Origin of the sequence: Variovorax sp. V116 (assembly GCF_041154435.1) — a bacterium.
Classification (GTDB): domain Bacteria; phylum Pseudomonadota; class Gammaproteobacteria; order Burkholderiales; family Burkholderiaceae_C; genus Variovorax; species Variovorax paradoxus.
Genome location: NZ_AP028661.1, coordinates 5251159 through 5264393, shown reverse-complemented (window position 1 = coordinate 5264393; position 13235 = coordinate 5251159). Strand labels below are relative to the sequence as shown.

Genomic DNA, 13235 nt, shown 5'->3' with positions numbered 1-13235 from the left:
AAAACCTGAAGAAAGAATTTCCAGCCATGGCCAAAGCATCGAAGAAAGCATCGTCGTCCGGCAAGGTGCCCAAGAAGGGCGCCGCCGTGGTGGCGCAGGAATCGGGCAGCCGCAATGCGCCCCTCATCAACATCGGCATCGAGCGCCAGGACCGCGCCGCGATTGCCGAGGGCCTGAGCCGCGTGCTGGCCGACACCTACACGCTCTACCTCACGACCCACAACTTCCACTGGAACGTGACGGGGCCGCACTTCAACTCGCTGCATGCGATGTTCATGGGCCAGTACACAGAGCTCTGGGGCGCCACCGACATCATTGCCGAGCGCATCCGCGCGCTGGGCCACTACGCACCGGGCTCCTACGCCGAGTTCAGCAAGATCGCCACCGTGCCCGACGTGCCCCAGACCCCGCCCAAGGCGATGGAGATGGTGCGCATCCTGGTCAAGGGCCACGAAACCGTGTCGCGCATCGCACGCGAATTCATCCCCGTGGCCGAGGAAGCCGGCGACGACCCGACGGCCGACATGCTGACCGCGCGCTGCACCGTGCACGACCAGACCGCATGGATGCTGCGTTCGCTGCTCGAGGACTGACCCTCCGAGCCCGCGAACCCAGGAGCGGCACAATGGCCGCTCTTTTTTTGCCCGCCGCATGCTTGCCCGCCGTTTTGCGCTCTATCTCGACCTGATCCGCTGGAACCGCCCCGCCGGCTGGCTGCTGCTGCTGTGGCCCACGCTGGGCGCGCTCTGGTTCGCGGCCGAAGGCTGGCCGGGCTGGCACCTGCTGGCCGTGTTCGTGCTGGGCACCATCCTGATGCGCAGCGCAGGCTGCTGCGTCAACGACGTGGCCGACCGCGACTTCGACCGCCACGTGAAGCGGACCGCCCAGCGGCCGGTGACCAGCGGCGCGGTCTCGGTCAGGGAGGCGCTCGCGCTGGGCGCGGTGCTGGCACTCCTGGCTTTCGGGCTGGTGCTCACGACCAACCGGCTCACCATCCTGTGGTCGTTCGCGGCGCTGGCCATCACGCTGGCCTATCCCTTCGCCAAGCGCTTCGTGTCGGTCCCGCAGGCGGTGCTCGGCATCGCCTTCAGCTTCGGCATCCCGATGGCTTTTGCGGCGGTGCAAGCCAGCGTGCCCGTGTTCGCCGCCTGGCTGCTGGCCGGCAACCTGTTCTGGGTGCTGGCCTACGACACCGAGTACGCGATGGTCGACCGCGACGACGACCTCAAGATCGGCATGAAGACCTCGGCCATCACCTTCGGCCGCTTCGACGTGGCGGCGGTGATGCTGAGCTACGCGGTCTTCCTGGCGGTCTGGACCTGGGCCGGCGCGAGCCGGTCGCTGGGGGCCCCGTTCTTCGCGGGGATCGCCGTGGCCGCGGGACAGGCCGCCTGGCACTGGCGGCTGATCCGCGAGCGCACGCGCGACGGCTGCTTCAAGGCCTTCCGGCTGAACCACTGGCTCGGCTTCACCGTGTTTGCCGGCATCGCGGCCGGCTACGCCCTTCGCTAGCTAGAAAGACAGGACGCACATGCTCGATCGCCTGACGCAGAAGATCGGCCAGGAAGGCCTGTCCGGATGGCACCTCATCACGCAGGAGATGGTCGACCGGTACGCGGCGCTCTCGGGCGACGGCGAGGGCGAATGGATCCACCTCGATCCGGAGCGCGCCGTCCGCGAGGCGAACTACGGCGGAACGATCGTGCCGGGCTTCTTCCAGGTGTCGCACCTGATCCGGCTGACCGGCGAGGCCATGCGGACGCTGCTGCCCTTCGATGCGAACCACGCGCTGAACTATGGATTCGACCGCTTGCGCTTCGTCAGGCCGATGCCCGTCGGCGCGCGCTTCCGGGCGCGTGTGCGCATTCTCGAGGCGACGCCCAAGCCCGGAGAGAGCTTCCTGCTGAAGGAGGCGGTGCTGCTGGAGCTCGAGGACGGCACCGTCACGCTGGCGGCCGAGTGGCTGGTCTTCCTCGGGCCGCGCGCACTGGCGGCCTGACGAGGCTCAGGCGCGGCCGAATTCGTCGCCCAGCTCGGCGGCGCGCTTCTGCGCCGCACGGATGGCGGCCTTGAACTTCGCCTTGACGTCGGCGCCCTCGAGCGCGCTGATTGCCGCGTGGGTGGTGCCGCCCTTGGAGGTCACGCGTTCGCGCAGCACCGACGGCGGCTCGGTGGCGCTGTGCGCAAGTGCCGAAGCGCCGGTGAAGGTGCCGATGGCCAGCCGCTGGGCCTGCTCGAGCGGCAGGCCCATCTCGACGCCGGCTTCGGTCATCGCTTCGATGAAATAGAAGACGTAGGCCGGGCCGGAGCCCGACATGGCCGTCACCGCATCGAGCGCGGCTTCGTCGTCGACCCAGAGCAGCTCGCCGGTCGGCGCCAGCAGCTGCCCGACCAGGGAGCGGTCGGCGGCCTCCACCGCGGCCCGCGCAAAAAGGCCGGTCATGCCCTGGCCCACCAGCGCCGGCGTGTTGGGCATGGCGCGCACCACGCGTTCGCTGCCGAGCCAGCGCGCGATGCTGCCCGACGGAATGCCGGCCGCCACGCTCAGGTGCAGTGCGTTGGCCGCGAATGCGCGCACCGGGACCGCCGCGTCCGCGAAAGTCTGCGGCTTGACCGCCCACACCACCACCGAGCAGCGCGAAAGGGCGTCGCCGGCCTCGGCGTGAGCGGCAATGCCGAAGGATTGCGCGAGCTTGGTGCGGGCCTCCTCGAAGGGCTCGACCACCTCGAAGCTGCCGGCGGGCGTACCCTGCTTGATGAGGCCGCCGATGATGGCACTGGCCATGTTGCCGCCGCCGATGAAGGCGATCGGAGGCAGCGGCGGCGGTGCGGTGCGGGGCAGGAAGGTGACGGCGATGGTCATGGTCGGTCGGTGTATTCGAATGCCGCAAACTGGGTTGTCTGCAGCGGGTTGAAATTGTCGTCGCTCACGACCACCAGCATGCGCTTGCCGTCCGAAAGCGGCGGTCCCCAGCACATGCCCTCGGTGTTGTCGAGGCGCGAAAGGCCGAGCCAGGCGAAGTCAGCGACCAGGGTCTTCGGCGCGGCGCGGTGGTTGTCCGCGGCGAGCGCGTCGATGGCCAGCACGTCGGTGGCGTTGCGGGTATCGATCTCGTACAGGCGCAGCGAGTTTCCGGCGCCGGTGGCATAGGCGCGTTCCAGCACCAGCATGCGGTCGGCGTCGAGCATCAGGATCTCGCTGATGCCGTTGTCCGCATGGCTGCCGGGAATGAGCGGCCGCAGCGGGATCGCATCGGGCACATAGGCGATCTGGCGCGTGGCCTGGCCGGTCTCCAGGTCGATCCGGGTCAGCCGGCAGGGACCGCCCGGCGCCTTCGTGGTGGGAACCGGGCCGTCCTGGATCAGCGCGTTTTCCATGCCAAGCCAGGCGTGGCGGCCGTCGGGCGCCAGCGCCAGGCCCTCGAGGCGCAGGTTGTCGCGCGGGCCCCGGCGCCGGGCCGGATCGGGGTTGAACATGGCCGGCAGCGCGAACTCGCGCAGCAGGCGGCCGTCGCGCGCCGACTCGTACAAGGCCGGGCCGAATCCCCGGCCCACATCGCCTTCGCTCGTCCAGAGCAGGGTTCCGGCGCCTGGGCGCAGGCGCAGCGATTCGGGGTCCGGAACCGGGGTGCCGGGCTCGGCGCGGCGCCGCGCAGGCCAGGGACCGCCGCCCGGGCGTTGCAGCTGCACGACACCTTTCGGTTCGGGTGGCAGCGCCCAGGGAGGCGCCCATTGCGCCACATAGAAACGCGCAGGATCGAGGTCTGACCGATCGTCGCTGAGCAGCAGGTACTCACTTCTTTCTGCGTCGTAGTCGATGCCCGAGAGGCCGCCGGCGGTCGTGCCCTGTATATTCAGCCGGTACGGCCAGTGCGCCTCGGCAAGGCGGCGCAGCCGTTGTGACCCCGCCGGCGGAATGGCCGGACTGCGGCAGCCGGCCAATCCCAGCCCTGCGAGCCCCGCCGCCATGGCGCCCGCGCCCGCCAGCAGCCGGCGGCGCATGGGCGATATGGGGCCTGGATCGAAGGTGCGCACGCCGCCGAGTCTAGTTCCAGTTCGATTCGATCTCAGAAGGCAGTTGACATGCCTTGGCCTGCGTGCAACAATCGCAGGCTTCGCTTCAAAAGGCGAAGCTTTCAGCCCAAAGCGGAAGTGCCTCGAGTGGTTCGAGGTGCGGACGACGGGCCCAAGACTGACCGCAGCGTTTCCCTCCCGGAGGCGCATCGGTACAAGTTGGGAACTACTAGCAATGATCCAAACTGAATCCCGGCTCGAAGTGGCCGACAACACAGGCGCGAAGTCCGTCCTGTGTATCAAGGTGCTCGGTGGCTCCAAGCGGCGTTATGCCAGCGTGGGCGACGTCATCAAGGTGAGCATCAAGGAAGCCGCTCCGCGTGGTCGCGTCAAAAAGGGCGAGATCTACAGCGCAGTGGTGGTCCGCACCGCCAAGGGCATCCGTCGCGCCGACGGTTCGCTCGTCAAATTCGATGGCAACGCAGCCGTGTTGCTCAACGCCAAGCTGGAGCCGATCGGCACCCGCATCTTCGGACCGGTGACGCGCGAGCTGCGCACCGAAAAGTTCATGAAGATCGTGTCGCTGGCCCCCGAAGTTCTCTAAGGACAACAACGCCATGAACAAGATTCGCAAAGGCGACCAGGTCATCGTGTTGGCCGGGCGCGACAAAGGCAAGCGCGGCACCGTCTCGCTGCGCAAGGATGATTCGCACCTCGTCGTCGAGGGCGTGAACATCGTCAAGAAGCACGCCAAGCCGAACCCCCTCAAGGGTACGACCGGCGGCATCGTCGAGAAGACCATGCCCATCCACCAATCCAACGTGGCGATCTTCAATGCCGCGACCGGCAAGGCCGATCGCGTGGGCATCAAGATCACCCAGGGTGCTGACGGCAAGCGCGTGGCTGTTCGCGTCTTCAAGTCCAGCGGCGACGAAATCAAGTTCGCCTAAGAGGTACTCACATGGCACGTCTCCAACAACACTATCGCGAAAAGATCGCGAAAGACCTGACGGAAAAGTTCGGCTACAAGTCGCCGATGCAGGTCCCCCGTCTCACCAAGATCACGCTCAACATGGGCGTGGGTGAAGCTGTCGCCGACAAGAAGGTCCTGGACAACGCAGTTGCCGACCTGACCAAGATCGCCGGCCAGAAGCCCGTGGTCACCAAGTCGAAGAAGGCCATCGCCGGTTTCAAGATCCGCGAAAACCAGCCGATCGGCTGCATGGTCACGCTGCGTGGCGTGCAGATGTATGAGTTCCTGGACCGTTTCGTGACCATCGCGCTGCCGCGTGTTCGCGACTTCCGCGGCATTTCCGGCCGTGCGTTCGACGGCCGTGGCAACTACAACATCGGCGTCAAGGAACAGATCATTTTCCCCGAGATCGAATACGACAAGGTCGATGCCCTGCGCGGTCTCAACATCAGCATCACGACGACGGCCAAGACCGACGAAGAAGCCAAGGCGCTTCTCGCTGGTTTCCGTTTCCCGTTCAAGAACTGAGGCGCACCGTGGCTAAACAATCCCTGATCCAACGCGAACTCAAGCGCGACAAGCTGGTCGCCAAGTACGCTGCGAAGCACGCGGAACTGAAGGCAATCTCCAACGACCTGAAGAAGAGCGACGAAGAGCGCGCTGCTGCCCGCCTGGGCCTGCAGAAGCTTCCGCGCAACGCGAACCCCACGCGCCAGCGCAACCGTTGCGAAATCACCGGTCGCCCCCGTGGCACCTTCCGTCAATTCGGTCTGGCCCGCGCCAAGATCCGCGAACTGGCCTTCAATGGCGACATCCCCGGTGTCACCAAGGCCAGCTGGTAAGCCAGGCAGGAGCAAACAACATGAGCATGAGTGATCCCATTGCCGACCTGCTGACGCGTATCCGTAACGCGCAGATGGTGGCGAAGCCCACTGTGTCGGTCCCGTCTTCCAAGGTGAAGATCGCGATCTCGCAGGTCCTGAAGGACGAAGGCTATATCGACGGTTTCCAGGTCAAGACCGAAGACGGCAAGACCGAACTCGTCATTACCCTGAAGTACTACGCTGGCCGTCCGGTCATCGAGCGCATCGAGCGCGTGAGCCGTCCCGGCCTGCGCGTCTACAAGGCCAGTGCTTCCATTCCGCAAGTCCAGAACGGCCTGGGCGTCGCGATCGTCACGACCCCCAAGGGCGTGATGACCGACCGCAAGGCGCGCGCTACCGGTGTCGGTGGCGAAGTGCTGTGCTACGTCGCCTAACCGAGACATCGAGGAGTAACTGAAATGTCCCGAGTAGGAAAAATGCCGATCACCATCCCCGCAGGCGTGGATGTGTCGATCAAGGAAGACCAGATCAGCGTCAAGGGCACGGGCGGCACGCTCAACCTTGCACGCAATCCCCTGGTCAAGGTCGTCAGCAACGACGGCAAGCTGAATTTCGAGCCCGCCAACGAGTCGCGTGAAGCGAACGCGATGAGCGGCACGATCCGCCAGCTGGTGAACAACATGGTGGTTGGCGTGACCAAGGGCTTCGAGAAGAAGCTCAACCTGGTCGGCGTCGGCTACAAGGCTGCAGCGTCCAACAACAAGTTGAACCTGCAAGTCGGCTATTCGCACCCGGTCAACATCGACATGCCCCAAGGCATCACGGTGGCCACTGCAACGCCGACCGAAATCGTGATCAAGGGTGCTGACCGTCAGCGCGTTGGTCAAATCGCCGCTGAGATCCGCGCTGTTCGTCCGCCTGAGCCCTACAAGGGCAAGGGCATCCGTTATTCGGACGAGAAGATCGTGATCAAAGAGACCAAGAAGAAGTAAGGGGCAGCAAAATGATGTTGACCAAAAAAGCACAGCGTCTTCGCCGCTCGCGCCAGACCCGCATCCGCATCGCGACGCAGGGCGTGGCCCGTCTGACGGTGAACCGCACCAACCTGCACATCTATGCCACCGTCATCTCCGACGACGGCACCAAGGTGATCGCCACCGCATCGACGGCCGAAGCCGAAGTGCGCGCTGCACTCGGCGGTTCGGGCAAGGGCGGCAATGCCGCCGCTGCAACGGCCATCGGCAAGCGCATCGCTGAAAAGGCGAAGGCTGCCGGCGTCGAGAAGGTCGCCTTCGACCGCGCTGGTTTCGCGTACCACGGCCGCGTCAAGGCGCTGGCCGACGCTGCCCGCGAAGCCGGCCTGCAGTTCTAAACGGACACGAGATTCAAAATGGCAAAGATTCAAGCAAGAACGCAGAACGAAGGCCCTGAAGACGGTTTGCGCGAGAAGATGATCGCGATCAACCGCGTCACCAAGGTGGTGAAGGGTGGTCGTATCCTCGGTTTCGCAGCACTCACCGTCGTGGGCGACGGCGACGGCCGCGTCGGCATGGGCAAGGGCAAGTCCAAGGAAGTGCCTGCTGCCGTGCAGAAGGCGATGGAAGAAGCCCGTCGCAACCTGGCCAAGATCTCGATCAAGAACGGCACGCTGCATCACCGCGTGACGGGCCATTGGGGCGCTGCCTCGGTGGTCATGATCCCGGCCCCGAAGGGTACCGGCATCATCGCCGGCGGCCCGATGCGCGCCGTGTTCGAAGTCATGGGCATCACCGACATCGTGGCCAAGAGCCATGGTTCGTCGAACCCCTACAACATGGTTCGCGCCACGCTCGACGGGTTGAAGAACTCGACGACCGCGTCCGAAGTGGCTGCCAAGCGCGGCCTGACCGTCGAAGAAATCTTCGCCTGAGCGCAAGCTCTCGCAAGGCTGAAGGAAGCATTCAAATGACGACGCAACAACAAACCCTCAAGGTGCAATTGGTCAAGAGCCCGATTGGCACCAAGGAATCGCATCGCGCGACCGTGCGTGGCCTCGGCCTGCGCAAGCTCAACAGCGTGAGCGAGCTGCAGGACACCCCGGCGGTGCGCGGCATGATCAACAAGATCAGTTATCTGGTCAAAGTTCTGTAAGAGAGACTGATATGGAACTCAATGGCATCAAGCCGGCAGCTGGCGCCAAGCACGCCAAGCGCCGCGTCGGCCGCGGTATCGGCTCCGGTATCGGCAAGACCGCAGGCCGTGGTCACAAGGGTCAGAAGTCGCGCGCAGGCGGCTTCCACAAGGTCGGCTTCGAAGGCGGTCAAATGCCGCTGCAGCGCCGCCTGCCCAAGCGCGGCTTCAAGTCGCACCTGCTGAAGTTCAACGCCGAAGTCACGCTGACTGCCCTCGAGCAGCTCGGCCTGGCCGAAGTGGACATCCTGGCGCTCAAGCAAGCCGGCCTCGTGGGCCAGCTCGCCAAGGTCGTCAAGATCGTCAAGACCGGTGAACTCACCAAGGCCGTCAAGCTGACGGGCGTGGGTGCAACCGCTGGTGCCAAGGCTGCGATCGAAGCAGCCGGCGGCAGCGTCGCCTGATCACACTGGACTGAAAGAAGTTCTTCGTGGCAACTAACGCGGCAACGATCGCAAAGACAGGCAAGTTCGGCGACCTGCGTCGCCGGCTCGTCTTCTTGCTGCTCGCGCTCGTGGTCTATCGGATCGGCGCGCACATTCCTGTGCCGGGCATCAACCCGGACCAGCTGGCGGCGTTGTTCCAGGGCCAGCAGGGCGGCATCCTGAGCCTGTTCAACATGTTCTCGGGCGGGGCGCTGTCGCGCTTCACCGTGTTCGCGTTGGGGATCATGCCGTACATCTCGGCGTCGATCATCATGCAGCTGATGACCTACGTGCTTCCGACCTTCGAGCAATTGAAGAAGGAAGGCGAGGCCGGCCGCCGCAAGATCACGCAGTACACGCGCTATGGCGCGCTCGGCCTGGCCCTGTTCCAGTCGTTCAGCATTGCAGTGGCGCTCGAGTCTTCGGCCGGCCTGGTCATCTCGCCCGGTTTCGGCTTCCGCCTGACCGCCATGGTGAGCCTCACGGCAGGTTCGATGTTCCTGATGTGGCTCGGCGAGCAGATCACCGAACGGGGCCTGGGCAACGGCATCTCGATCCTGATCTTTGCAGGTATCGCGGCCGGTCTGCCCAACGCCATCGGCGGCCTGGCTTCGCTGGTGACCACCGGTGCGATGAACCCGATCATTGCGCTGTTCATCATCGCGATCGTGGTGCTGGTCACCTACTTCGTGGTGTTCGTCGAACGCGGCCAGCGCAAGATCCTCGTGAACTATGCGCGGCGCCAGGTCGGCAACAAGGTCTATGGCGGCCAGTCGTCGCACCTGCCCTTGAAGCTGAACATGGCCGGTGTGATTCCGCCAATCTTCGCCTCCTCGATCATCCTGCTGCCCGCAACGGTGGTCGGCTGGTTCAGCACCGGCGAAGGTGGTTTCGGCTGGATCAAGGACGTGGCCGGCGCACTGCGTCCGGGCGAGCCGATCTACGTGCTGCTGTACGCTGCCGCGATCGTTTTCTTCTGCTTCTTCTACACGGCACTCGTGTTCAACAGCAAGGAAACGGCCGACAACCTGAAGAAGAGCGGTGCATTCATTCCGGGCATCCGTCCGGGTGACCAGACCGCTCGCTATATCGACAAGATTCTGGTTCGCCTGACGTTGGCTGGCGCGGTGTACATCACCTTCGTCTGCCTGCTGCCCGAGTTCCTGATCCTGAAGTACAACGTCCCGTTCTACTTCGGTGGTACCTCCCTGCTGATCATCGTGGTCGTCACGATGGACTTCATGGCCCAGGTGCAAAACTACATGATGTCCCAGCAGTACGAATCGCTGCTGAAGAAGGCCAACTTCAAGACATCGTAGGGCTGTGAGTTTCAGTATTGAGAATTTGGGTGTGGGCGGTGTACCGCCACGTTAAACAGTTTTAGGAGAATGAAATGAGAGTTTCGGCTTCGGTCAAAACCATCTGCCGTAATTGCAAGGTCATCCGCCGTAAAGGTGTGGTGCGTGTGATTTGCACCGACCCGCGCCACAAGCAGCGCCAGGGTTGATTGAAGAGTATTAGAGGACGCACATGGCACGTATTGCTGGCATCAACATTCCGCCGCACAAGCACGCTGAAATCGGCCTGACCGCCATCTTCGGCATCGGTCGCACCCGCGCCCGTCAGATCTGCGAAGCGAGCGGCATCGAATATTCGAAGAAGATCAAGGACCTGACTGACGCCGATCTCGAAAAGATCCGCGACCAGATCGCCTTGTTCACCATCGAAGGCGATCTGCGTCGCGAGACGACGATGAACATCAAGCGTTTGATGGACATCGGCTGCTATCGCGGCTTCCGTCACCGTCGCGGCCTGCCGATGCGCGGCCAGCGCACGCGCACCAATGCCCGCACCCGCAAGGGTCCGCGCAAGGCTGCGCAGTCCCTGAAGAAATAAGGATAGACCAGCATGGCTAAAGCACCTGCAAACAACGCCGCACAGCGCGTTCGCAAGAAGGTTCGCAAGAACGTTGCGGACGGCATCGCCCACGTGCATGCCTCGTTCAACAACACCATCATCACGATCACCGATCGCCAGGGCAACGCCCTGTCGTGGGCTTCGTCGGGTGGCCAGGGCTTCAAGGGCTCGCGCAAGTCGACCCCGTTCGCTGCGCAGGTGGCTTCCGAAGTGGCCGGCCGTGCTGCTGTCGAACAAGGCATCAAGAACCTCGACGTCGAGATCAAGGGCCCCGGCCCCGGTCGCGAATCGTCGGTGCGCGCACTGGCTGCGCTCGGCATCCGGATCAATTCCATTGCCGACGTGACGCCCGTTCCGCACAACGGCTGCCGTCCCCAGAAGCGTCGCCGCATCTGATCGTCAGTCCGCAAGGCGCAGCCGGCTTTTGAGCGGCTGCGCATTTGTTTTTTTACTAAGCCCACCGCCATCCGCGTCTTCGCCGATGGCTCCCGCAGGCAACTGCGGCAGATGACACAAAGGAAAAATCGTGGCACGCTACCTCGGCCCCAAGGCCAAACTCTCCCGCCGTGAAGGCACCGACTTGTTCCTCAAGAGCGCCCGCCGCTCCATCCAGGACAAGGCCAAGTTCGATTCCAAGCCCGGCCAGCATGGCCGCACTTCGGGTCAGCGTACCTCCGACTACGGCCTGCAGCTGCGCGAAAAGCAGAAGGTCAAGCGCATGTACGGCGTGCTCGAGAAGCAGTTCCGCCGCTACTTCGAAGAAGCCGACCGCCGCCGTGGCAACACCGGCGCCAACCTGCTGTTCATCCTCGAATCGCGCCTGGACAACGTCGTCTACCGCATGGGCTTCGGCTCGACGCGCGCCGAAGCGCGCCAGCTCGTGTCGCACAAGGCGATCACGGTGAATGGCCAGTCGGTCAACATCCCGTCGTACCTGGTGAAGACCGGCGACGTGATCGCCGTTCGCGACAAGTCGAAGAAGCAGACCCGCATTGCCGAAGCGCTCCAGCTCGCCCAGCAGGTCGGTATCCCGGCCTGGGTCGAAGTGAACGCCGACAAGGCCGAAGGTACCTTCAAGAAGGTGCCCGATCGCGACGAATTCGCAGCCGACATCAACGAATCGCTGATCGTCGAACTGTACTCGCGCTAAGCGGGCGACAACGGGCCGCGCTTTGCGGTCCGCTTTTGATTTTTTTGTTCCCATCGGGAGGCACTCCCGACGGGTGCTTCACCAGCCTTACCGGTGTAACGAGCCGGGGGTATTGAGAGGAAGTCTGCATGCAAACCACCCTGCTGAAACCCAAGACCATCCAGGTCGAGCAACTTGCCGCCAACAAGGCCAAGGTGACGCTCGAGCCTTTCGAGCGCGGCTACGGCCACACGCTCGGCAACGCGCTGCGCCGCGTCCTGCTGTCGTCGATGGTCGGTTATTCGGCCACTGAAGTCACGATCGCCGGCGTGCTGCACGAGTACTCGTCGATCGACGGCGTGCAGGAAGATGTCGTCAACATCCTGCTGAATCTCAAGGGCGTGGTGTTCAAGCTCCACAACCGCGACGAAGTCACGCTGAGCCTGCGCAAGGACGGCGAAGGCCCGGTGCTGGCGTCGGACATCCAGACCCCGCACGACGTCGAGATCATCAACCCCGACCACGTGATCGCGCACCTGTCGCAAGGCGGCAAGCTCGACATGCAGATCAAGGTCGAAAAGGGCCGCGGCTACGTGCCCGGCACGATGCGCCGCTATGCCGACGAGCCGACCAAGTCGATCGGCCGCATCGTCCTGGACGCCTCGTTCTCGCCCGTCAAGCGCGTGAGCTACACGGTCGAAAGCGCCCGTGTCGAACAGCGCACCGACCTGGACAAGCTGCTGGTCGAGATCGAAACCAACGGTGCGATCACGGCCGAAGACGCCGTGCGCGCCTCGGCTAAAATCCTGGTCGAGCAGCTGGCCGTGTTCGCGCAGCTCGAAGGCGGCGAACTGGCTGCATTCGATGCGCCGGCACCGCGCAGCGCACAGCAATTCGATCCGATCCTGCTGCGCCCTGTCGACGAGCTCGAGCTCACCGTGCGTTCGGCCAACTGCCTGAAGGCCGAAAACATCTACTACATCGGCGACCTGATCCAGCGCACCGAGAACGAGTTGCTCAAGACCCCGAACCTGGGTCGCAAGTCGCTCAACGAAATCAAGGAAGTGCTTGCCTCGCGCGGCCTGACCTTGGGTATGAAGCTTGAAAGCTGGCCGCCGGCCGGCCTCGACAAGCGTTGATTTTTGAAAATTGAGCCCATGAGGGCTCGTGCCCGGGCAGTACCTGATACGGCTGCCTGTTTAATAAAGTAAAGGAAAGCACCATGCGTCACGGACACGGACTCCGCAAACTCAACCGCACCAGCTCGCACCGCCTTGCGATGCTGCAGAACATGATGAATTCGCTCATCGAGCACGAAGTCATCAAGACCACGGTCCCCAAGGCCAAGGAACTGCGCCGCGTCATCGAACCGATGATCACGCTCGCCAAGAAGCCCACGGTTGCCAACAAGCGCCTGGCCTTCGACCGCCTGCGCGACCGCGACAGCGTCGTCAAGCTCTTCGGCGAACTCGGCCCGCGCTTCGCAGCGCGTCCGGGCGGCTACACCCGCATCCTGAAGATGGGTTTCCGCGTTGGCGACAATGCACCCATGGCACTGGTCGAACTGGTCGACCGTCCTGAAATTAAAGAAGAAGCCGCCGAGCAAGGCGCTGCTGAATAAGGTATAATTCCATCTTGCCGCGCGATGGAGCAGCCTGGTAGCTCGTTGGGCTCATAACCCAAAGGTCGCAAGTTCAAATCTTGCTCGCGCAACCAATTTAAAAGGCCCTTTGAATTTCAAAGGGCCTTTTTCTTTGGCCGCCGATCTTCGGGTCGGCAGGTCC

At 63.7% G+C, this 13235-nt stretch carries 22 protein-coding genes and 1 tRNA gene; 21 read left to right on the top strand and 2 right to left on the bottom strand.

The features are described 5' to 3' along the window. Nucleotides 1–26: 26 nt before the first annotated feature. Genes ACAM58_RS25225 through ACAM58_RS25215 form a run of 3 tightly spaced genes read left to right on the top strand, consistent with a single transcriptional unit; the run spans nt 27 to nt 1999 of the window. Nucleotides 27–593 (top strand): Dps family protein, encoded by a 567-nt coding sequence (locus tag ACAM58_RS25225; protein WP_015867804.1) that lies wholly within the window; start codon nt 27–29, stop codon nt 591–593. A gap of 58 nt (nt 594–651) precedes the next feature. Continuing rightward, nucleotides 652–1512 (top strand): 4-hydroxybenzoate octaprenyltransferase, encoded by an 861-nt coding sequence (gene ubiA / locus ACAM58_RS25220; RefSeq protein WP_369663751.1) that lies wholly within the window; start codon nt 652–654, stop codon nt 1510–1512. A gap of 19 nt (nt 1513–1531) precedes the next feature. Then, the gene (locus ACAM58_RS25215; protein ID WP_369663750.1) at nt 1532–1999 is read left to right on the top strand and encodes a MaoC/PaaZ C-terminal domain-containing protein; all 468 of its coding nucleotides are present in this window, start codon (nt 1532–1534) and stop codon (nt 1997–1999) included. A 6-nt stretch (nt 2000–2005) separates the two neighbouring features. Here the strand turns inward: ACAM58_RS25215 and proC are convergent, their stop codons facing one another. Further along, the gene (gene proC, locus ACAM58_RS25210; RefSeq protein WP_369663749.1) at nt 2006–2863 is read right to left on the bottom strand and encodes a pyrroline-5-carboxylate reductase; all 858 of its coding nucleotides are present in this window, start codon (nt 2861–2863) and stop codon (nt 2006–2008) included. Further along, a complete protein-coding gene (locus ACAM58_RS25205) occupies nt 2860–4002 on the bottom strand; it encodes an esterase-like activity of phytase family protein (protein ID WP_369663748.1) in 1143 nt (380 codons plus the stop codon). The genes proC and ACAM58_RS25205 overlap by 4 nt, the downstream gene beginning before the upstream one ends. A 247-nt stretch (nt 4003–4249) precedes the next feature. Between ACAM58_RS25205 and rplN the strand changes: the two genes are divergently transcribed. The 18 genes from rplN (at nt 4250) to ACAM58_RS25115 (ending at nt 13167) form a co-directional block, all read left to right on the top strand. Further along, a complete protein-coding gene (rplN, locus tag ACAM58_RS25200; protein ID WP_009124801.1) occupies nt 4250–4618 on the top strand; it encodes a 50S ribosomal protein L14 in 369 nt (122 codons plus the stop codon). 13 nt (nt 4619–4631) lie between these two features. Further along, complete coding sequence (gene rplX / locus ACAM58_RS25195) at nt 4632–4964, top strand: 50S ribosomal protein L24 (RefSeq protein WP_015867799.1); 333 nt, start codon at nt 4632–4634, stop codon at nt 4962–4964. Between the two features lie 11 nt (nt 4965–4975). Further along, complete coding sequence (gene rplE / locus ACAM58_RS25190; protein WP_013544114.1) at nt 4976–5515, top strand: 50S ribosomal protein L5; 540 nt, start codon at nt 4976–4978, stop codon at nt 5513–5515. A gap of 8 nt (nt 5516–5523) precedes the next feature. Then, nucleotides 5524–5829, top strand: a complete 306-nt coding sequence (gene rpsN, locus ACAM58_RS25185; protein WP_015867798.1) for a 30S ribosomal protein S14 — start codon at nt 5524–5526, stop codon at nt 5827–5829. A 20-nt stretch (nt 5830–5849) separates the two neighbouring features. Continuing rightward, nucleotides 5850–6245 (top strand): 30S ribosomal protein S8, encoded by a 396-nt coding sequence (rpsH, locus tag ACAM58_RS25180; protein WP_015867797.1) that lies wholly within the window; start codon nt 5850–5852, stop codon nt 6243–6245. Between the two features lie 24 nt (nt 6246–6269). Then, nucleotides 6270–6803, top strand: coding sequence for a 50S ribosomal protein L6 (gene rplF / locus ACAM58_RS25175; RefSeq protein WP_013544111.1), 534 nt, complete (start codon nt 6270–6272; stop codon nt 6801–6803). 14 nt (nt 6804–6817) lie between these two features. Next, nucleotides 6818–7183 carry a 50S ribosomal protein L18 gene (rplR, locus tag ACAM58_RS25170; RefSeq protein WP_021012927.1) on the top strand — a complete coding sequence of 122 codons (366 nt, stop codon included), beginning with the start codon at nt 6818–6820 and terminating at the stop codon, nt 7181–7183. Nucleotides 7184–7201: 18 nt separating this feature from the next. Continuing rightward, on the top strand, nt 7202–7720 hold the full coding sequence (gene rpsE / locus ACAM58_RS25165) for a 30S ribosomal protein S5 (protein WP_015867795.1): 519 nt from the start codon (nt 7202–7204) through the stop codon (nt 7718–7720). A 35-nt stretch (nt 7721–7755) separates the two neighbouring features. After that, on the top strand, nt 7756–7941 hold the full coding sequence (gene rpmD, locus ACAM58_RS25160) for a 50S ribosomal protein L30 (protein WP_009124818.1): 186 nt from the start codon (nt 7756–7758) through the stop codon (nt 7939–7941). 11 nt (nt 7942–7952) lie between these two features. Next, on the top strand, nt 7953–8384 hold the full coding sequence (gene rplO / locus ACAM58_RS25155) for a 50S ribosomal protein L15 (RefSeq protein WP_015867794.1): 432 nt from the start codon (nt 7953–7955) through the stop codon (nt 8382–8384). Between the two features lie 26 nt (nt 8385–8410). Continuing rightward, complete coding sequence (secY, locus tag ACAM58_RS25150; protein ID WP_015867793.1) at nt 8411–9724, top strand: preprotein translocase subunit SecY; 1314 nt, start codon at nt 8411–8413, stop codon at nt 9722–9724. Between the two features lie 74 nt (nt 9725–9798). Then, nucleotides 9799–9912: a 50S ribosomal protein L36 gene (rpmJ, locus tag ACAM58_RS25145; RefSeq protein WP_013544106.1), complete on the top strand. Its 114-nt coding sequence runs from the start codon at nt 9799–9801 to the stop codon at nt 9910–9912. A gap of 23 nt (nt 9913–9935) precedes the next feature. Next, complete coding sequence (rpsM, locus tag ACAM58_RS25140) at nt 9936–10301, top strand: 30S ribosomal protein S13 (RefSeq protein ID WP_013544105.1); 366 nt, start codon at nt 9936–9938, stop codon at nt 10299–10301. A 12-nt stretch (nt 10302–10313) separates the two neighbouring features. Then, nucleotides 10314–10718, top strand: coding sequence for a 30S ribosomal protein S11 (rpsK, locus tag ACAM58_RS25135; RefSeq protein WP_009124825.1), 405 nt, complete (start codon nt 10314–10316; stop codon nt 10716–10718). Between the two features lie 130 nt (nt 10719–10848). Beyond that, entirely contained in the window at nt 10849–11472 is a 624-nt protein-coding gene (gene rpsD / locus ACAM58_RS25130; RefSeq protein ID WP_013544104.1) for a 30S ribosomal protein S4, read from the top strand. Between the two features lie 128 nt (nt 11473–11600). Further along, nucleotides 11601–12590 (top strand): DNA-directed RNA polymerase subunit alpha, encoded by a 990-nt coding sequence (gene rpoA / locus ACAM58_RS25125; protein WP_009124827.1) that lies wholly within the window; start codon nt 11601–11603, stop codon nt 12588–12590. Between the two features lie 83 nt (nt 12591–12673). Next, complete coding sequence (gene rplQ / locus ACAM58_RS25120; protein ID WP_015867792.1) at nt 12674–13072, top strand: 50S ribosomal protein L17; 399 nt, start codon at nt 12674–12676, stop codon at nt 13070–13072. Nucleotides 13073–13090: 18 nt separating this feature from the next. Continuing rightward, nucleotides 13091–13167 (top strand) — tRNA-Met (locus ACAM58_RS25115). The last annotated feature ends 68 nt before the right edge of the window (nt 13168–13235 follow it).